Origin of the sequence: Microbacterium sp. Cr-K20 (genome assembly GCF_000708325.1) — a bacterium.
Classification (GTDB): Bacteria; Actinomycetota; Actinomycetes; order Actinomycetales; family Microbacteriaceae; genus Microbacterium.
In genome coordinates this window covers 13,990-32,152 of record NZ_JARE01000063.1, presented here as the reverse complement: position 1 = coordinate 32,152, position 18,163 = coordinate 13,990, and the positions used below count along the sequence as shown (strand labels likewise).

Annotated in this window: 17 protein-coding genes and 1 pseudogene; 17 read left to right on the top strand and 1 reads right to left on the bottom strand. The window is 69.5% G+C overall.

Annotation, left to right across the window (positions count from 1 at the left end):
* The 17 genes and pseudogenes from GZ67_RS21195 to GZ67_RS0115285 all read left to right on the top strand — a co-directional run.
* Nucleotides 1-1,240, top strand: a pseudogene (locus tag GZ67_RS21195) (primosomal protein); the annotation flags it as partial.
* On the top strand, nt 1,240-2,277 hold the full coding sequence (locus tag GZ67_RS0115360) for an HAD-IIA family hydrolase (protein WP_029261480.1): 1,038 nt from the start codon (nt 1,240-1,242) through the stop codon (nt 2,275-2,277). The pseudogene GZ67_RS21195 and the gene GZ67_RS0115360, both read left to right, overlap by 1 nt.
* A 52-nt stretch (nt 2,278-2,329) precedes the next feature.
* Nucleotides 2,330-2,506: a hypothetical protein gene (locus tag GZ67_RS20855; RefSeq protein WP_167381665.1), complete on the top strand. Its 177-nt coding sequence runs from the start codon at nt 2,330-2,332 to the stop codon at nt 2,504-2,506.
* Nucleotides 2,503-3,300: a TlyA family RNA methyltransferase gene (locus GZ67_RS0115350; RefSeq protein WP_029261481.1), complete on the top strand. Its 798-nt coding sequence runs from the start codon at nt 2,503-2,505 to the stop codon at nt 3,298-3,300. The genes GZ67_RS20855 and GZ67_RS0115350 overlap by 4 nt, the downstream gene beginning before the upstream one ends.
* On the top strand, nt 3,297-4,217 hold the full coding sequence (locus tag GZ67_RS0115345) for an NAD kinase (RefSeq protein WP_029261482.1): 921 nt from the start codon (nt 3,297-3,299) through the stop codon (nt 4,215-4,217). Before GZ67_RS0115350 ends, GZ67_RS0115345 begins: the two co-directional genes overlap by 4 nt.
* Nucleotides 4,214-5,905 carry a DNA repair protein RecN gene (gene recN / locus GZ67_RS0115340; RefSeq protein WP_029261483.1) on the top strand — a complete coding sequence of 564 codons (1,692 nt, stop codon included), beginning with the start codon at nt 4,214-4,216 and terminating at the stop codon, nt 5,903-5,905. Before GZ67_RS0115345 ends, recN begins: the two co-directional genes overlap by 4 nt.
* Before the next feature lie 17 nt (nt 5,906-5,922).
* Nucleotides 5,923-7,632, top strand: coding sequence for a CTP synthase (locus tag GZ67_RS0115335; RefSeq protein WP_029261484.1), 1,710 nt, complete (start codon nt 5,923-5,925; stop codon nt 7,630-7,632).
* Entirely contained in the window at nt 7,625-8,206 is a 582-nt protein-coding gene (locus GZ67_RS0115330) for an NUDIX domain-containing protein (protein WP_029261485.1), read from the top strand. The genes GZ67_RS0115335 and GZ67_RS0115330 overlap by 8 nt, the downstream gene beginning before the upstream one ends.
* A gap of 3 nt (nt 8,207-8,209) precedes the next feature.
* Nucleotides 8,210-9,112, top strand: a complete 903-nt coding sequence (gene xerD / locus GZ67_RS0115325) for a site-specific tyrosine recombinase XerD (protein WP_029261486.1) — start codon at nt 8,210-8,212, stop codon at nt 9,110-9,112.
* A 156-nt stretch (nt 9,113-9,268) separates the two neighbouring features.
* Nucleotides 9,269-10,102, top strand: coding sequence for a ParA family protein (locus GZ67_RS0115320; RefSeq protein ID WP_167381670.1), 834 nt, complete (start codon nt 9,269-9,271; stop codon nt 10,100-10,102).
* Nucleotides 10,086-10,940 (top strand): segregation and condensation protein A, encoded by an 855-nt coding sequence (locus tag GZ67_RS0115315; RefSeq protein WP_029261488.1) that lies wholly within the window; start codon nt 10,086-10,088, stop codon nt 10,938-10,940. Before GZ67_RS0115320 ends, GZ67_RS0115315 begins: the two co-directional genes overlap by 17 nt.
* Nucleotides 10,930-11,535, top strand: coding sequence for an SMC-Scp complex subunit ScpB (scpB, locus tag GZ67_RS0115310; RefSeq protein ID WP_029261489.1), 606 nt, complete (start codon nt 10,930-10,932; stop codon nt 11,533-11,535). Before GZ67_RS0115315 ends, scpB begins: the two co-directional genes overlap by 11 nt.
* A complete protein-coding gene (locus tag GZ67_RS0115305) occupies nt 11,532-12,338 on the top strand; it encodes a pseudouridine synthase (RefSeq protein WP_029261490.1) in 807 nt (268 codons plus the stop codon). The genes scpB and GZ67_RS0115305 overlap by 4 nt, the downstream gene beginning before the upstream one ends.
* Nucleotides 12,335-13,471 (top strand): prephenate dehydrogenase, encoded by a 1,137-nt coding sequence (locus GZ67_RS0115300; protein ID WP_029261491.1) that lies wholly within the window; start codon nt 12,335-12,337, stop codon nt 13,469-13,471. The genes GZ67_RS0115305 and GZ67_RS0115300 overlap by 4 nt, the downstream gene beginning before the upstream one ends.
* A complete protein-coding gene (cmk, locus tag GZ67_RS0115295) occupies nt 13,464-14,186 on the top strand; it encodes a (d)CMP kinase (RefSeq protein WP_051662566.1) in 723 nt (240 codons plus the stop codon). Before GZ67_RS0115300 ends, cmk begins: the two co-directional genes overlap by 8 nt.
* A gap of 40 nt (nt 14,187-14,226) precedes the next feature.
* Nucleotides 14,227-15,699, top strand: coding sequence for a ribosome biogenesis GTPase Der (gene der, locus GZ67_RS0115290; protein WP_231481824.1), 1,473 nt, complete (start codon nt 14,227-14,229; stop codon nt 15,697-15,699).
* Between the two features lie 61 nt (nt 15,700-15,760).
* Nucleotides 15,761-16,660 carry an NUDIX domain-containing protein gene (locus tag GZ67_RS0115285; RefSeq protein WP_029261494.1) on the top strand — a complete coding sequence of 300 codons (900 nt, stop codon included), beginning with the start codon at nt 15,761-15,763 and terminating at the stop codon, nt 16,658-16,660.
* Between the two features lie 45 nt (nt 16,661-16,705).
* On the opposite strand, the gene GZ67_RS0115280 is transcribed toward GZ67_RS0115285, so the two are convergent.
* Nucleotides 16,706-18,133, bottom strand: a complete 1,428-nt coding sequence (locus GZ67_RS0115280; RefSeq protein WP_029261495.1) for an HNH endonuclease signature motif containing protein — start codon at nt 18,131-18,133, stop codon at nt 16,706-16,708.
* Nucleotides 18,134-18,163 lie beyond the last annotated feature (30 nt).

Below are 18,163 nucleotides of genomic sequence, written 5' to 3'. Positions count from 1 at the left end.
CCGTGATGGTGCAGCTCCCCGTCGTGAGGGTGGGTACAACCGTGATGGTGCAGCTCCCCGTCGTGAGGGTGGGTACAGCCGTGATGGTAGAGCCCAGCGTCGTGAGGGTGGTGGGTACAACCGTGATGGTGGAGCCCCGCGCCGCGAAGGCGGTGGCTATAACCGTGACGGTGCAGCTCCGCGCCGTGAGGGCGGCGGATACAACCGCGATTCGGCGCCGCGCCGTGACGGTGGTGATCGCGACAAGTCCCGCTCGTTCCCGCAGCGCGGAGGCGCCGGTCGGGAGCGTCCGGCTCAGGCGGCGAATGAGCGTCCGCGGTTCGATGAGCCGCAGATTCCCGACGAGATCACTGCGCGCGACCTCAACGGGGGCGCTCGCAACGAGCTCAAGACCCTGAGCAAGGAGAACGCCGAGCACGTCGCGCGTCACCTGGCGATGGCGTCGAAGCTCATCGACGAGGACCCCGCGCTTGCGCACGAGCACGCGCTGGCGGCGTCTCGACGCGCCGGCCGTATCGCGATCGTCCGCGAGACTCTCGGCATCACCGCTTACGCGACGGGTGACTTCGCCCTTGCTCTCCGCGAACTCCGCACCTACCGACGCATCTCGGGCAAGGACGATCAGATCGCGCTGATGGTCGACAGCGAGCGTGGCATCGGACGTTCCGATCGCGCGCTCGAGACCGGCCGCGCTGTCGACCGGTCTGCGCTCGAGACTCCCGTGCGTGTCGCACTGGCGATCGCGATGTCGGGTGCTCGTCTGGATCAGGGCGATCTGGAGCTTGCGCTCGGCGAGCTCGAGATCCCCGAGCTCGACCCGGATCGGGCTTTCGAATGGAGCCCTGCTCTGTTCGCCGCTCGTGCCGCTGTTCTCGAAGACCTCGGACGCACCGATGAGGCCGCTTTCTGGGCACACCGTGCCGAGGTCGCTGCCGAGGCACTCGGGATCGACGAGGCCGGTGACGAGGAGATCTTCATCGAGGACAGCATGATTGAGGGCGAGTTCCTCGACGACGAGGTCGCCGAACCGGCCGATGAAGCAGACGAGGCTGACGTCGTCGAGGCCGCTGCGGATTCCGACGAGACGGATGACGAAGCGGACGAGGAAGTGTCTGAAGAGCCTGCTGCGGACTCCGACGCCATGGCTGACGAGACCGACGCCGAAGAGCCCACGGTCGAGGACGAGGTCCGCGAGCTCCTGGGTGAGGACGAGACCGACGACGCGGACCCGGAGGCGTAGTGGCGCTGTTCTCACGCAAGCGCGCTCTGCGCACCCCCGTCGACGGGGTCGACACGATCCTCGCTGATCTCGACGGCGTGGTGTACGCAGGCCCCGGCGCATTGCCGCATGCGGTCGACAGTCTCAATGAGGCCGCGAAGTCGGCGCGACTCGGTTACATCACCAACAACGCGGCCCGCACTGACGCATCCGTCGCGGAGCACCTCAGCAGCCTGGGGCTCCGCGTCGATGCGGCCGATGTGGTCACGAGCCCGCAGGCGGCGATGCGGCTGATGGCGAAGATGGTGCCCGCGCCGGCGACGATCCTCGTCGTCGGCGGCGACGGCCTCGTCGACGAGGTGCAGAAGGCCGGCTACACGGTCACGCGCAGCGCCGAGGATTCGCCGAGCGCCGTCGTCCAGGGGTTCGCCCCGGAGGTGGCGTGGACCGATCTCGCCGAAGCCGCATTCGCCCTCAAACTTCCCGAAGACGAGGGTGGGATCCCATGGATCGCCACGAACACGGATTGGACGATCCCGCGTGAGCGCGGTGTCGCACCGGGTAACGGCACTCTCGTGTCCGCGGTGCACACGGCCATCGGTCGGCTGGCTACCGTCGCCGGCAAGCCGGAGGCCCCCATCTTCGAAGAGGCGCTCGCCCGGTTCGGCGCACAGAAGGCGCTGTTCATCGGCGACCGGCTCGACACGGACATCATGGGTGCGAGCCGGGTCGGGATCGACTCAGTGCTCGTCCTCACCGGAATCGACCGACCCAAGCATGTGCTGGCGGCGCCCGAGGGATCGCGCCCGACGTACATCCTCGGCGACCTGCGCGAGCTGCATGTGCCGTACCCGGAGGTCACGGAACGCGATGGCGTGTTCGACGTGAACGGCGCAGCCGTGCGGGTCGTGGGGGCGGACGTCGAGATCGTGACGGAGTCCGGATCTCAGATCGACCTGCTGCGCGCCGGCGCGGCCGCGATCTGGGCATCGGGGACACCCGTGTTCGTGCTGCGCGTTCCCGAGCGTCTCTACGACGACCCCTTCCATCGCCCCTGAGGCAGCTCGCGTCGCTCCGGCCGCCGTCGGAGGCGCCGCGTACAGTGGAACCGTGAGCGAAGAGACGACGAGTGCGCCGACCGACGGCCTGTGGAGCCGTCTGCGTCTGATCGAGGGGCAGCCCCTTCCGGCGCGAGCGGATGCGTACGCGAGCCTGCACGACGAGCTCTCCCGACGCCTCGAGAGCGGCGCGAAGCTCGACCAACGGGAGACTCCGGGATCCCGATGACGCGACTCGATGCTGCCCTCGCCGCCCGAGGACTCGCCCGTTCGCGCAGCCACGCCGCCACGCTCATCGCCGAAGGGCTCGTGAGCATCGATGGCCGCCAGGCGGTGAAGGCTTCGACCGCCGTCGACGATGAGGCGCAGATCACGATCGCGGGTGCCGACCACTATGTCGGCCGCGCGGCCCACAAGCTCATCGCCGGGCTCGACGGATTCGCGATCCCCGTCGAGGGGCGGCTCGCACTGGACATGGGGGCCTCCACGGGAGGCTTCACGCAGGTGCTCCGCGAGCGCGGCGCACGAAGGGTCCTGGCGGTCGACGTCGGGCACGGACAGCTCGCAGCGTCGATCGCGGCCGACCCCGGCGTCGTCGCCGTCGAGGGCTACAACGTGCGGCACATGACGCGTGAGAACCTCGCGGAGGCGACCGGCGAGAGTGGCGTGCCCGACCTCATCGTCGGGGACCTGTCGTTCATCTCGCTAGAGCTCGTTCTGCCCGCAGTGGCGGTCATCGCCGAGCCGGGATCCGACGTCCTGCTGCTCGTGAAGCCGCAGTTCGAGGTCGGGCGAACCGCGGTGCGCGGCGGTCTGGTGACCGACCCCGCCACGCGTGCGGACGCCGTCGCCCGCACGGTGTGGACCGCCTGGGATCTCGGGTTCGGGATGCTCGGCATCCTGCCCTCCCCGATCCTCGGAACGCACGGGAATGCCGAGTATCTGGTGCACCTCGCGCCGGGTCGGGGCAGCAATCCGACAGAATGGTTGGACACCATCAACCGACTGGCAGGAGGACGATGAACGAGCGCAGCATCCTGGTCGTCGCCCACGCCGGCCGAGTGGACACGGTCGACGCGGCCCGTCGGGTGATCGGGGCGCTTCGCGAGGCCGGAGCCCGGCCGGTGCTGGCCGCCGACGACCATGAGGCCCTCGTGGCCGTGGACGAGTTCTTCGCCGACACCGAGGTGCTCGGCGTATCCGTCGATCCGGCCGACCTCGAACTGGCGATCGTGCTGGGTGGGGACGGGACCATCCTTCGTGCGGCCGAGCTCGTCCGTGACAGCGGCGCACCTGTGCTGGGCATCAACATGGGCCACGTCGGCTTCCTCGCCGAGATCGACCGCGACGACATGGACAAGGCCGTCCGCCGCGTGATCGATCGTGACTACGAGGTCGAGGAACGGCTCGCGCTTTCCGTGCGGGTGAAGGATGCCGCAGGGGCGGTCGTGTACGAGACCTGGGCCCTCAACGAGGCCACGGTCGAGAAGGCGAGCCGGGAGCGGATGATCGAAGTCGTCCTCGAGATCGACGGTCGCCCGCTGTCGAGCTTCGGCTGCGACGGCATGGTCATCTCCACTCCCACCGGCTCGACCGCCTACAACTTCTCCGCTGGGGGACCGGTCATCTGGCCCAGCGTCGAGGCGATCGCCGTGGTGCCGCTGTCGGCGCACGCGCTCTTTGCCAAACCCCTGGTCGTGAGCCCTGATGCCGCGGTCGCCATCGAGATGCTCGAGCGCACCGACGGCTCCGGCATCCTGTGGTGCGACGGGCGACGCTCGCACGACCTGCCTCCCGGCGCGCGCGTCGTCGTCCGGCGGTCCTCACGTCCGGTGCGCCTCGCACGGCTGCACCCCACGGCGTTCACCGACCGGCTCGTGCGCAAGTTCCAGCTGCCCGTCGAAGGATGGCGCGGTCAGACCCCGGGGGCGCCGTCATGATCGAGGAGATGCGGATGCAGGGCCTCGGCGTGATCGCCGACGCCGTGCTGCCCCTCGGTCCGGGATTCACGGCGATCACCGGCGAGACCGGTGCCGGCAAGACGATGGTGGTCACGGGACTCGGGCTGCTGCTGGGTCAGCGCGCCGATTCCGGCGCGGTGCGCGCCGGCGCTGCGCAGGCCTCGGTCGCCGGGGTGTGGATCGTCCCCGAGAAGGGCGATGTCGCCGAGATCGTGGCGGACGCCGGGGGAGAGTTGGAGCCGGCAGGGGCCGGCAAGGCCGAGCTGTACGTCTCGCGCACGCTGAGCGCCGAGGGCCGTAGCCGCGCGAGCGTCGGTGGCCGCGCAGCACCGGCAGGCGTGCTCTCGGCTCTGGCCGAAGAACTCGTCGTGGTCCACGGACAGTCCGAGCAGCTGCGTCTGCGCTCCGCGGCTGCGCAGCGCGACGCGCTCGACCGCTTCGGCGGTGCGCCGATCGCGAAGGCGCTCGAGACGTACGCCGGCTCCTTCGCCCGCTGGCGAACACTCGACGCCGAGATCTCCGAGATCACCGGGAACCGCGACCGTCGTGCGGAGGAAGCAGCTCGGCTGCGCGAAGCCCTCGCCCTGATCGAGGCGACCGCGCCGGAGCCGGGGGAGGATCAGGAGCTCGCCGAACGCGCGGAGCGACTCGCGAACGCCGAAGAGCTGCGCCTCGCGGCCTCTCTCGCGCATGGCGCGCTCTCGAGCGAAGACGGCGAACCCGACGCATCGGCCCTCGTCGCCGAGGCGCGTCGCCTGCTCGAGCGCACCGCCGATGCGAAACTCACCGAGATCGGCGAAAGCATCGCCGACATCGGATACCGGATCGCCGACACCGCCGGTCTGCTCTCCGCCTATCTGGCCGACCTCGACGAGACGGGCCCCCACGAGCTCGCCGCCGTCGAAGAGCGCCGCGCGGCGCTCGGGACCTTGATCCGTGCACACGGTTCCCTCGACGAAGCTCTCGCGCTGTGGCAGACGGGGTCCGCCCGCCTGGCCGAGCTCGACGACGACGGTGATCGCATCGAACGTCTCATCGCCGAGCGTGACGCGGCGCGCGCCGAACTCGATGCGCACGCCGCCGCGCTGACCGCTGTGCGCACGGACGCCGCCGTCCGCCTCGGCGACGCCGTGACCGACGAGCTGCACGCCCTCGCGATGCCGGATGCGCGCCTCGAGGTCGCCGTCTCGGAGGGGGCCGAGAGCACCCGCGGTCGGGACGACGTCGCCATCCTCCTCGCCCCGCATCCGGGGGCCGAGCCGCGCTCCGTCTCCAAGGGGGCCTCGGGCGGCGAGTTGTCTCGCGTGATGCTCGCGATCGAGGTCGTCATCGCGGCGACCGACCCGGTCCCGACGTTCGTCTTCGACGAGGTCGACGCCGGTATCGGAGGTGCGGCCGCCATCGAAGTGGGGCGGCGACTCGCCCGGCTCGCAGAGAAATCGCAAGTCATCGCGGTGACGCACCTCGCGCAGGTGGCGGCGTTCGCGAACAATCACCTGTCGGTCGTGAAGGCCAATGATGGCGCGGTCACGGCCTCGAGCGTGCGGCGTCTCGAGGGCGAAGACCGAGAGGCCGAGATGGCCCGTCTGCTGTCCGGACTCACCGATTCCGACGCCGCGCTGACCCATGCGCGTGAACTTCTCAGCCTCCGCGTCCCCACCGCCTGATAGGATCGAAGCCCGTGATGAACTCTTCTTCCGCGGCACCCAAGAACGACACGACCAAGCACATCTTCGTGACTGGTGGTGTCGTTTCGTCTTTGGGTAAGGGACTGACGGCGGCCAGCCTCGGCAACCTCCTCACGGCCCGCGGTCTGCGCGTCGTGATGCAGAAGCTCGACCCTTATCTGAACGTCGATCCCGGCACGATGAACCCGTTCCAGCACGGTGAGGTCTTCGTCACGGACGACGGCGCCGAGACCGACCTCGACATCGGCCACTACGAGCGGTTCCTCGACATCAACCTGTCCGAGGCCGCGAACGTCACCACCGGCCAGATCTACTCGCAGGTGATCGCGCGCGAGCGCCGCGGCGAGTACCTGGGCGACACGGTGCAGGTCATCCCGCACATCACCGACGAGATCAAGCGCCGCATGCGCCTGCAGGCTTCGGAAGACCCGCGCCCCGACGTGATCATCACCGAGGTCGGCGGCACGGTCGGCGACATCGAGTCGCAGCCCTTCCTCGAATCCGCCCGCCAGCTGCGCCACGAGCTCGGCCGCGACAGCGTGTTCTTCGTGCACGTCTCGCTCGTCCCGTTCATGGGGGCGTCGGGGGAGCAGAAGACCAAGCCCACGCAGCACTCCGTCGCGGCGCTCCGTCAGGTGGGTATCCAGCCCGACGCGCTCGTGCTCCGCAGCGACCGCCCCGTGAGCGCGAGCAACCGCAACAAGATCGCCCTCATGTGCGACGTCGACGTCGAAGGCGTCATCAACACGGTCGACCTGCCGAGCATCTACGACATCCCGTCGACGCTCAACGACCAGGGGCTCGACTCGTACATCGTGCGCCGCCTCGGCCTCGACCAGAAGGCCGCGGAAGAGGTCGATTGGACGCGCTGGAGCAAGGTGCTGCACGCCGTGCACAACCCCAAGCACGAGGTCACGATCGGCCTGGTCGGCAAGTACATCGACCTGCCCGACGCGTACCTCTCCGTGACCGAGGCCCTCAAGGCCGGCGGTTTCGCGCAGGAGACCAAGGTCAACATCCGCTGGATCCCCTCGGACCTCTGCGAGACGCCGGAAGGCGCTCAGGAGCAGCTGGCCGAGCTCGACGGCATCTGCGTGCCCGGCGGCTTCGGCATCCGCGGCATCGAGGGCAAGCTCGGCGCGCTCAAGTTCGCACGTGAGCAGGGCATCCCGACGCTCGGCCTGTGCCTCGGCCTGCAGTGCATGGTCATCGAGTACGCGCGCGATGTGGCCGGTATCGTCGGCGCCTCGTCGAGCGAGTTCGACCCGGAGACCGCCGAGCCCGTCATCGCCACGATGGCCGAGCAGATCGACATCCTCGACGGCGGCGACCTCGGCGGCACGATGCGCCTCGGTCTGTACCAGGCGGCCCTCGCCGAAGGATCGCTCGCTCGTGAGCTGTACGGTGCGCCGGAGGCCTCCGAGCGGCACCGTCACCGCTATGAGGTCAACAACGCCTACCGCGACCGTCTGACGGACGCCGGGCTGGTCTTCTCGGGCCTCAACCCCGAGCTCGACCTGGTCGAGTACGTCGAGTTGCCGCGCGACGTGCACCCGTACTACATCGCCACGCAGGCGCACCCGGAACTGCGCTCGCGCCCGACCGCGCCGCACCCGCTGTTCCGCGGGCTCGTCGGCGCCGCGATCGAGCGTCACCGTGCGAGCGAACTGTTCGACGTGAGCGATGACGTCACGGCCGATGCCTGAGCCGATCGAGCCCCTCCGGGACGAGCCGTTCGAGCCGGAGGTGCTCCAGAGCGACCTCGTCTACGAAGGCAGGGTCTGGGACGTGCGCTCCGACCGCGTGCGCTACGGCGACGGCGAGATCGTGCGGCAGTACGTCGACCACACGGGCGCCGTGGCTATCCTCGCGCTCGACGACGACGGGCGTGTCCTGCTGATCCAGCAGTACCGGCATCCGATCCGTCATCGGGATTGGGAGCTGCCCGCGGGTCTGCTCGACGTCGAGGGGGAGGAGCCGCTCGCGGCCGCCCAGCGCGAGCTCGCGGAGGAGGCGGACCTGGTGGCCACCCACTGGGAACCGCTCGTCTCCTCCTGGACCACGCCCGGTGGCAACGACGAGATGATCCACATCTTCCTCGCGACGGGCATCTCCTCGGCCGAGCGCCCGCACGACCGTGAGGACGAGGAAGCCGACATCCGCGTCGAGTGGGTGCCGCTGGACGATGCGGTGGAGGCCGTTCTCGGCGGCCGCATGCACAACGGCATCCTCACGATCGGCGTGCTGGCCGCGGCGCAGAGGCTCCGCGATCGGGGCTGAGGGATGCTGCTCGAGCGCGCCCGCGACGCGTACCTGCGTCATGTCACGATCGAGCGCGGTCTGAGCGAGCACACGATCGCCGCGTATCGGCGCGACCTCGGGGTCTACACGGAGTGGCTGGCGGCCGAAGGCATCACCGACACGTCGGCGGTCACGGCGGCGGTGATCGACCGCTTCATCGCGGAACGCGCCTCGGCCGAGCCGGCCCCGGCGTCGTCGAGTCTCGCGCGGCTGCAATCGTCGGTGCGGGGCTGGCATCGATTCCTCGCTCGGGAAGGAATCGAGATCGATGACCCGAGCGGACGGCTGCGTCCCCCCAAGGCCCCGCGTCGACTCCCGAAGGCGCTGACGATCGATCAGGTCGAGCGGCTGCTCGGTGCTCCGTCACCGGAGGATCCGATCGGCGTGCGCGACCGCGCGCTCCTGGAGCTTCTCTATGCCACGGGTGCCCGCGTGTCCGAGGCGATCGGGCTCGACGTCGACGACCTGGCACACGGCGATGTGCTGCGGCTGCGGGGCAAGGGGTCGAAGGAGCGCATCGTGCCGATCGGATCGTTCGCGCGCGCAGCCGTCGATGCGTATCTCACGCGCGTGCGTCCGGCGCTCGCGGCGAAGGGGCACGCGTCGGCCCGGCTCTTCCTCGGTGCACGCGGAGCACCGTTGTCGCGGCAGAGCGCCTGGCTCGTGATCCGGGCGGCCGCCGAGAAGGCGCAGATCACCTCCGAGGTATCGCCGCACACGCTGCGGCACTCCTTCGCGACGCATCTGCTGCAGGGCGGAGCCGACGTGCGCGTGGTGCAGGAGCTGCTCGGGCACTCGTCGGTCGCGACGACGCAGATCTACACGCACGTCTCGGTGGACACCCTGCGAGACATCTACGCCACCTCGCACCCGCGCGCGCGGTGACGTCCGCCGATGCGGGACGGGCGCCGTGCCGCGTGCCGAGGCGGCTGAGGAACGGGCCGACCGGTACAATCGACCAAGCACGAAGGAGCAGGAGAATCGGTGGCTGAGAAAGTGGCGAAGTCCAGGGCGAAGGCGCAGAAGGCCGACGAGACCCCCATGGGACCCACCGGCCGTCCGTATCACGGGTTCGCGATCCCGGAACCGCTGAAGTCCCACGGCCCCGCGCGCATCATCGCGCTGTGCAATCAGAAGGGCGGCGTCGGCAAGACGACGACCTCCATCAACCTGGCCGCAGCTCTCGCGGAGTACGGCCGCAAGGTGCTCGCCGTCGACTTCGACCCGCAGGGCGCACTGTCCGCCGGTCTCGGCATCCCGACGCACGACGTGCCGACGATCTACGACCTCCTGCTCGACACGAAGCGCGACGCGCATGACGCGATCGTGCACTCCAGCGTCGAGGGCCTCGACGTGATGCCCGCGAACATCGACCTGTCGGCCGCCGAGGTGCACCTCGTCAACGAGGTCGCCCGCGAGACGATCCTCGCCCGGGTCCTGCGCCAGGTCGCGGGGGAGTACGACGTCATCCTCATCGACTGCCAGCCCTCGCTCGGCATCCTCACGGTCAACGCCCTCACCGCCGCACACGGCGTGATCATCCCGCTCGAGTGCGAGTTCTTCGCCCTGCGCGGTGTGGCCCTGCTCATCGAGACGATCGACAAGGTGCGCGACCGGTTGAACCCCTCCATCACGATGGACGGTCTGCTGGCGACGATGTACGACCCGCGCACGCTGCACTCCCGCGAGGTCCTCGAGCGCGTGGTCGAGGCCTTCGGAGACGATGTGCTGGAGACCGTGATCGGCCGTACCGTGAAGTTCCCCGACGCCTCGGTGTCGGGTGTGCCCATCACCGAGTTCGCCCCCGAGCACGCGGCCGCTCAGGCATACCTGCGGCTGGCGCGGGAGCTGGTCGCCCGTGGCGCTGTCGCCTAGCGAGGAGTCCGTCGACGCGACGCTCGAGGAGAGCGCGGAAGATACGGTCGTGCCCGAGCCGGGCTTCCGGGTCTCGCTGTCCAACTTCGACGGCCCGTTCGATCTGCTCCTGAACCTCATCTCGAAGCACGAGATGGACATCACCGAGGTCTCGCTGAGCGCGGTCACGAACGAGTTCATCGCCTACCTCGGTCAGCTCGAGAACGAGGAGGAGCTGGACCAGGCGTCCGAGTTCCTCGTCGTCGCGGCGACGCTCCTCGACATGAAAGTGGCCGGGCTTCTCCCGCAGGGCGAATTGGTGGATGCCGAGGCCGTCGCGCTGCTCGAGGCGCGCGACCTGCTGTTCGCCCGCCTGCTGCAGTACCGGGCCTTCAAGGAGGTCTCGGCGTGGTTCTCCCGCTGTCTGCAGCGTGAGGACCGTCGGCACGTGCGCGCGGCACGCCTCGACGAGAAGCACCGTAAACAGACGCCCGAGCTCGTGTGGTCCTTGACCGTCGACGACTTCGCCGCACTCGCGCTCCTGGCGTTCGCGCCCAAGGAGATCCCGCACGTCGGCCTCGATCATCTGCACGCGCCGCTGGTCAGCATCCGCGAGCAGGCGGCGATCGTCGTCACGTTGCTGCGCGGCACGGAGTCGCTGAGCTTCCGCGAGCTCGTCTCGGGGGTGAGCGAGCCCGGCATCGTCGTCGCGCGCTTCATCTCGGTGCTGGAGCTGTACCGCCACGCGGCCCTGTCCTTCGAACAACTGGAACCGCTCGGTGAGCTCACGCTGCGCTGGGCAGCCGACTCCTGGTCGGACGAGACTCTTGCGACCCTGGGGGCCGACTATGACCGATGACATGACCGAGACCGTGGACGAGGTGACCGAGGCGACCGAGATCCCGCTGTCCGAGCGCATCGAGGCCATCCTCCTCATCGTCGACGAGCCGCTCGGGCTGGTGGCGCTGGCCGCCGCGGTCGGATCCCCGGTGCCCGCCGTGCGGCAGACGCTCGAGACGCTGGTCGACGACTACGACGGGAAGGGCAAGGGCCCGCGCCGTGGTTTCGAGCTCCGCGAGGTCGGCGGCGGCTGGCGTCTCTATGTGCGCGAGGACCTCGATTCGCTGGTCGCCGAGTTCGTCGGCGGACAGGCCCCGGCTCGACTCTCGCAGGCGGCGCTCGAGACGTTGGCGGTCATCGCGTACAAGCAGCCGGTGACGCGCAGTCAGGTCGCCTCCATCCGTGCGGTGAACGTGGACTCCGTCGTGCGCACCCTCCTCGCCCGTGGTCTCATCACCGAGCTGTTCGCCGACTCCGAGACCGGCGCGATCAACTACGGCACCACCGACGCACTCCTGCAGCACCTGGGCATCAACTCGCTGGACGAGCTGCCCCCGATCTCCCCTCTGCTCGATGACGGTGCAGACGGTTTCGACGAAGGGACCATCCGATGAGCGGCTTCGAGGCCACCACCGACTCCGAGGGCGCCCCCGAGGGCATCCGTCTGCAGAAGGTGCTCGCCGGCGCCGGGGTGGCTTCGCGCCGCGTCGTCGAGCAGTACATCACCGAGGGGCGCATCCGCGTCAACGGCATCGTCGTCTCGGAGCTCGGCCGGCGCATCGACCCGGAGCACGACCTCGTCGACGTCGACGGCAGCGCCGTGCAGCTGGACGTCTCCAAGCGCTACGTCATGCTCAACAAGCCCACCGGCGTCGTCAGCAGCATGAAGGACGAGAACGGTCGTCCCGACCTCCGTCGCTTCACCGAAGACTACGAGGAGCGTCTCTACAACGTGGGCCGCCTCGACGCGGAGACCAGCGGTCTGCTGATCCTGACCAACGACGGCGAGCTCGCCCATGTGCTGGCGCACCCGTCGTTCGGCGTGACCAAGGTGTACATCGCCAAGGTCGAGGGCACGGTGCTGGCCCAGACGATCTCGAAGCTCACGAAGGGCATCGAGCTCGAGGACGGTCCGATCGCGGCCGACAAGGCGCGCCTGCTGGACACCTCGCGCGGGTCGAGCCTGGTCGAGCTGACCCTGCACTCCGGGCGCAACCGCATCGTGCGCCGGATGCTCGCCGCGGTCGGCCACCCGGTCACCGAACTGGTGCGTCGGCAGTTCGGACCGCTCCACCTGGGAACCCTCCCGGCCGGGAAGACGCGGGAACTGACTAAAATCGAACTCGGCGCGCTTTTGACCTTGTCGCGCCGTGATTCCGGTGTCGCCGAGGCGCCAGGCGAGCAGGAGAACGAATGACCGATACGACGAGTGCGCCCACGGCGCGGAGGGCAGGCGCCGTCGCGCCGCGGCTCTCCGGCACCGTCCGCGTCGTCGGTGCCGGCCTGCTCGGGGCGAGCGTCGGACATGCGCTCCGGTCGAAGGGCATCGACGTCGTGCTGACGGACGCCTCGCCCGCGCAGCTCCGCCTCGCGGTCGACTACGGCGCCGGTCGCCTCGCCGCCGACGAAGACGAGCCCGCCCTGATCGTGGTGGCCGTGCCGCCCGACGTCACGGCCGACGTGATCCAGGCCGAGCTGGAGCGCTTCCCGGAGGCCGTCGTCACCGACGTCGCCAGCGTGAAGCTCGAGCCGTTCCGCACGCTGCAGTCGCGCGGCGTGGACCTCACCCGCTACATCGGCTCCCACCCGCTCGCGGGGCGCGAGCGCGGGGGAGCGATCTCGGCGCGCGCCGACCTCTTCGTCGGTCGCCCCTGGGTCGTGTGCCGCGACGAAGACACGAAGGCCGCCGATCTCGCCCTGGTCGAAGCCCTCGCCCTCGACGTGGGTGCCATGCCGCTCGAGATGACGCCGGAGGAGCACGACCGCTCCGTCGCGCTCACCTCCCATGTGCCGCAGGTGGTGGCGAGCCTGCTCGCCGGCCGTCTCGCGGATGCCGAGGAGGGCGCTCTGCGCCTCGCCGGCCAGGGAGTACGCGACACCACCCGGATCGCCGCCTCGGCTCCCGAGCTCTGGGTGCAGATCCTCGGTGCCAACGCCGGTCCCGTCGTCGAGATCCTCGACGCACTTGCGGGCGATCTCGCCGACGTCGCCGCCGCGCTGCGTGAGCCGGGCGCTCCCGGTGCCCGGCGTATCGTCGCGGAGACGATCCGTCAGGGGAACGACGGCGTCGACCGTCTTCCCGGAAAGCACGGACAGAACCAGCGCTTCGAGTCGCTCATCGTCATGATCGACGACACCGCCGGTCAGCTGGGTCGCCTGTTCGGTGAGCTCGGAGAACTCGGTGTCAACGTCGAGGACCTCCGACTCGAGCACTCGCCCGGGGCCCAGTTCGGCCTGGCCGAGATCAGCGTCGACCCCGCTGCACTGCACGGAGCGATCACCGGGCTCCAGGAACGCGGCTGGCGGATTGCGGGGAACACCAATGACTGACACCACCACCCCGTCTGCGGCACCGGCTTCCGCGACCGACGCGCACAAGTTCATCGCCATCGACGGCCCGGCCGGTTCGGGCAAGTCCAGCGTGTCGAAGGCCGTCGCCCGCACGCTCGGTTTCGGCTACCTCGACACGGGCTCCGCGTACCGTGCACTTGCCTGGCATGTTCTGGACCGCGGCGCCGACACCTCCGATGCCGAGGCCGTCCTCGCCGCCGCATCCGATTTCCCGGTGCGACTGGGGCTCGACCCTGACGACCGCACCGTGCGCGTCGGTGATGCCGATGTCACCGAAGCCATCCGGGACCCGCGGGTCTCCGGTGCCGTGAGCGGCGTGGCACGCGTGCCCGCCGTGCGCGCCCAGGTGAACGAGCTGTTCCGCACGCTCGTCGCCGAGTCGTCGTACCCGGCCGTCGTGGTCGAAGGCCGCGACATCACGACCGTCGTCGCACCGGATGCCCCCGTGCGGATCCTCCTCACCGCGGCCCCCGAAGTTCGGGCCGCTCGACGTGCCGGTGAACTCGCCGGCGAGAACGCGGCAGCTGTCGCCGCGGCGTTGCACAAGCGCGACGCCTCAGACAGCGCCGTCGTCGACTTCCTGAACGCCGCAGAAGGCGTCGAGGTCGTCGATTCGACGGAACTCGATTTCCCCCAGACCATCGACGCCGTCCTCACGGTGATCGAGCGAATCCAAGGAGCACACCGTGGCTGACGAAGAATACGAAGGCGGCCCCGACCAGCTCGCCGAGAAGATGGAACAGATCGACGAGCACCTCGCCGAGCAGCGGGCGGAGACGCTGCGCGCCGGGCTCGCCGACTACGACCTGGACGATGAGGACGCGGCGCTGCTCGCCGGCATCACGGTCGGCGAAGATGGCATCCTGTTCAGCCCGGCGCTTCCCGTCGTGGCGATCGTCGGGCGACCGAACGTGGGCAAGTCCGCGCTCGTGAACCGCATCCTCGGCCGTCGCGAAGCCGTCGTGGAGGACACCCCCGGTGTGACCCGCGACCGCGTGACGTACAAGGCCGAGTGGGGCGACCGGCGGTTCTCGCTCGTCGACACCGGTGGGTGGGAGCCCGACGCGCGCGGCATCGACCGTTCCGTCGCGATGCAGGCCGAGGTCGCGATCGACCTCGCCGACATGGTGCTGTTCGTGGTCGACGCGATGGTCGGCGCCACTTCGACCGACGAGCACGTCGTCAAGCTGCTCCGCAAGAGCGGCAAGCCGGTGTTCCTCGTCGCCAACAAGATCGACGATGCCCGTCAGGAGCCCGAGATCGCGGCTCTGTGGAGCCTCGGCCTCGGTGAGCCGCATCCGGTCTCCGCCATCCACGGACGTGGTGTCGCCGACCTGCTGGACGCCGTGCTGAAGAAGCTGCCCGAGGTCTCGGCCGTCGCGAAGCAGGAGATCGGCGGACCGCGTCGTGTCGCCATCCTCGGTCGCCCGAACGTGGGCAAGTCGTCGCTGCTGAACAAGGCGGCCGGCGAAGAGCGCGTGGTCGTGAACGACCTGGCCGGCACGACCCGCGACCCGGTGGACGAGGTCGTCGAGCTCGGCGGGAAGATGTGGCGCCTGGTCGATACCGCCGGCATCCGTCGTCGCGTGCACATGGCGCAGGGGGCGGACTTCTACGCTTCGCTCCGCACCTCCGCGGCACTGGAGAAGGCCGAAGTGGCCGTCGTCGTGCTCGACGTGTCGGAGACGATCAGCGAGCAGGACGTCCGCATCATCGACCTCGTGCTGGAGTCCGGCCGCTCGCTCGTGCTCGCGTTCAACAAGTGGGACCGTCTGAACGACGACGACCTCGAGAACGCCGACCGCCGTCGTTACCTGGAGCGCGAGATCGAGCAGGACCTCGCGCACGTCGCGTGGGCTCCGCGCGTGAACATCTCGGCCAAGACCGGTCGTCACCTCGACAAGCTGGTTCCCGCGCTGGAGACGGCGCTGGAGAACTGGGACCGTCGTATCCCGACGGGCAAATTCAACGCGTTCCTCGCGGAACTCGTCGCCGAGCACCCGCACCCGCTTCGTGGTGGCAAGCAGCCGCGCATCCTGTTCGGCACGCAGGCGTCGACGCGCCCGCCGACGTTCGTGCTGTTCACGACCGGTTTCCTCGACCCCGGGTACCGTCGGTTCATCCAGCGGCGTCTGCGCGAGCTCTACTCGTTCGAGGGCACGCCGATCGTCATCAACATGCGTGTGCGTGAGAAGCGCCAGCGCTGATCTGTTCCGGCGCATGTCGCGCCGTGGTGCCGATACCCCCATGCTGTGAAAGGCTGAGGGGGTGACTGTCGTACCTCCTGCCGCCGATGAACCGCGTCGCCCCGAGGGGCCGCGGGACCCGGGCGACGCGTGGGTGGTCGCCGAGTCGGGGGAGCGGTACTGGGGGCGTTTCGGTGCTGCCGGTCTGCTGGCGTATGACCCCGCTCGCGGCATCCTGCTGCAGCATCGGGTCGCGTGGAGTCATTTCGGCGGCACGTGGGGCTTGCCCGGCGGTGCGCTGCATGAGGGCGAGAGTGCGATCGTTGGCGCCATCCGCGAGGCGCAGGAGGAAGCCGGTGTGCCGGACGGCGCCGTGCGGCCTCGCTTCACGAGCGTTCTCGATCTGGGCATCTGGTCGTACACGACGGTCGTCGCTGATGTGCGCGTGCCGTTCGACCCGGTGATCAGCGATCCGGAGAGTGTGGCGCTCGAGTGGGTGCCGGTCGACCAGGTCGATGAGCGGCCACTGCATCCGGGTTTCGGTGCGTCGTGGTCCGCGTTGCGCGCGCTGCTCGAGGTGCGGCCTGTGGTCGTCGTCGACGCGGCGAACGTCGTCGGGTCGGTGCCGGACGGGTGGTGGAAGGACCGCGCGGGAGCGGCCCGGCGGTTGCGTGCACGGCTGGAGGGATTGACCGTGCCTGCCGCCGACCTGGAACTCGAGGGGTCGGTGTGGTTCCCGGAGGTGTCGATGGTGGTCGAGGGGCAGGCTCGCGGCATCGACTCCGATTCGAGTGTGGTCTCCGTCATCCGCGCCGACGCCGCGGGCGACGATGCGATCGTCGCAGAGGTCGAGCGTCTGGTGGCCGCGAAGCACACCGTGGTCGCGGTGACGAGTGACCGGGGCCTGCGCGAACGCGTCGAGCACGCCGGTGCCGAGCATGTGCGATCGGCCGGATGGCTGCGCGACCTGATCGATCACTGAGCCGGACATCCCTCCGGGGGCCAGGGTTCATCCGCCGAACCGGCGTCAGACGAACATGACTCGTCGGGGTGGCGGATCGGTGTAGGCGCGTCCGAGCGGGCTGTGCCAGGTGATGCTGCCGTCTCGTTCCTGTTGCGCCGCCCAGCGATGCGGGTCTGGGATGTCGGGGTGCTTGAGGGTGTGGTGCGCGCGGCAGAGATGCCCGAGGTTGTCGAGGCGCGTCTTCCCGCCCTTGGCATGGTCGTGCTGGTGGTCGATCTCGCAGCGGTGCACCGGCATGCGGCAGCCGGGGAAGCGGCAGTGCTGGTCACGAGCACGCAGGAACCGTCGCATGCCCTCGGTCGGGGTGTACGTATCGGTCTCGACCAGCATCCCGGCGGCGTCGAGGAACAGGCGGGTCCATCCGGTGTTCCACCCCGCGAGAGCGCGGGCGACGTCGGAGTGCAACGGGCCGTGCCCGTCGAGCTCGGCCGGTCGGTCGTCCATGCCGGCGAGCGTGGTCGCGGCGACCGTGACCTGGACGCGTCCCTGGATGCGACCGAGGCCGTCGCCGTGCGCGAGGGACGGGTCGCCGGCGAGGAGGAGGTCGGTTAGGAGGTCTGCCTGGATCTGCGCCCACGTGCGCGTGTCGGCAGGGATGTGCTCGATCTCGGGATCGGTGGCGAAGGTCTCTCCGTCGGCGCCAAAGATCCTCCCGTCGGTAAGGGGGGAGGCATAGGCGTCGAAGGTCGGGTCGTCGAGCGCGAAGTCTTCGGGATGCAGAGCATCGATGTCTTCGTCCGACCACCAGGGCAGGAACTCGGGTACATGATCCTCCCGCGCTCGCACGACCTCCCGCGTCATCCGGCTCAGCCGGTCGGAGATGGCCGTCGCGATCCACTCGGGAAGCACGGCAGTGAGCAGCGCGAGGCCGTCGTCGAGCGACTTCACGGTCACGCAGCGTTCCTCGGCCGCTCGGCGATGCCGCTCGACGACGCTCTCGCCGATGAGTGCGCTGGCGACCTGTCGGGCGTGCGCGCGGGTGCGGGCAGCCGTGTCTTGCTCGGCGACGACGAGGACGGCCGTCTCGAACAGGGCCATGACGCCGGCATCGGCCTTCTTGTTGCGGATCGCTTCGGCCACGAGCGCACTCGCCCGGGCGATCTCGCGGACATGGCCGGCGCTCAGGGAACCCGCGGCGAACGCTGCACGGACCGCGGGGAGGTGGTCGTGAAGCGCCTGTGCGTCGGCGAATGCGAAGTCCATCGACCCACGGGAGACATGACCGGCGGCGGAGAACTCCGCGATCATGGAGCGGTGAATCGCGTCGCGGTGGAACGGGCTCGCTGACACCTCGGCATCGTGGAGAGCGATCTGCTCCACCAGCAGCTCTGCGACCTCCGCTTCGAGCGCGGCGATGCGCCGTCGCTTCTCGGCCCAGGCATCGAGCACGCGGCGTCGCTCCGCGAGTTCGAGGTCGGTCCGAGTGGCCATAACCCTATTCTAGAACAAATCTTCGAAAGT

Coding starts and splice junctions, on each gene's coding strand:
- GZ67_RS0115350 (WP_029261481.1), top strand. CDS start 2,503: ATGACGCGACTCGATGCTGCCCTCGCCGCCCGAGGACTCGCCCGTTCG.
- GZ67_RS0115345 (WP_029261482.1), top strand. CDS start 3,297: ATGAACGAGCGCAGCATCCTGGTCGTCGCCCACGCCGGCCGAGTGGAC.
- recN (WP_029261483.1), top strand. CDS start 4,214: ATGATCGAGGAGATGCGGATGCAGGGCCTCGGCGTGATCGCCGACGCC.
- GZ67_RS0115335 (WP_029261484.1), top strand. CDS start 5,923: ATGAACTCTTCTTCCGCGGCACCCAAGAACGACACGACCAAGCACATC.
- GZ67_RS0115330 (WP_029261485.1), top strand. CDS start 7,625: ATGCCTGAGCCGATCGAGCCCCTCCGGGACGAGCCGTTCGAGCCGGAG.
- xerD (WP_029261486.1), top strand. CDS start 8,210: ATGCTGCTCGAGCGCGCCCGCGACGCGTACCTGCGTCATGTCACGATC.
- GZ67_RS0115320 (WP_167381670.1), top strand. CDS start 9,269: ATGGGACCCACCGGCCGTCCGTATCACGGGTTCGCGATCCCGGAACCG.
- scpB (WP_029261489.1), top strand. CDS start 10,930: ATGACCGATGACATGACCGAGACCGTGGACGAGGTGACCGAGGCGACC.
- GZ67_RS0115305 (WP_029261490.1), top strand. CDS start 11,532: ATGAGCGGCTTCGAGGCCACCACCGACTCCGAGGGCGCCCCCGAGGGC.
- GZ67_RS0115300 (WP_029261491.1), top strand. CDS start 12,335: ATGACCGATACGACGAGTGCGCCCACGGCGCGGAGGGCAGGCGCCGTC.
- cmk (WP_051662566.1), top strand. CDS start 13,464: ATGACTGACACCACCACCCCGTCTGCGGCACCGGCTTCCGCGACCGAC.
- der (WP_231481824.1), top strand. CDS start 14,227: ATGGAACAGATCGACGAGCACCTCGCCGAGCAGCGGGCGGAGACGCTG.
- GZ67_RS0115280 (WP_029261495.1), bottom strand. CDS start 18,133: ATGGCCACTCGGACCGACCTCGAACTCGCGGAGCGACGCCGCGTGCTC.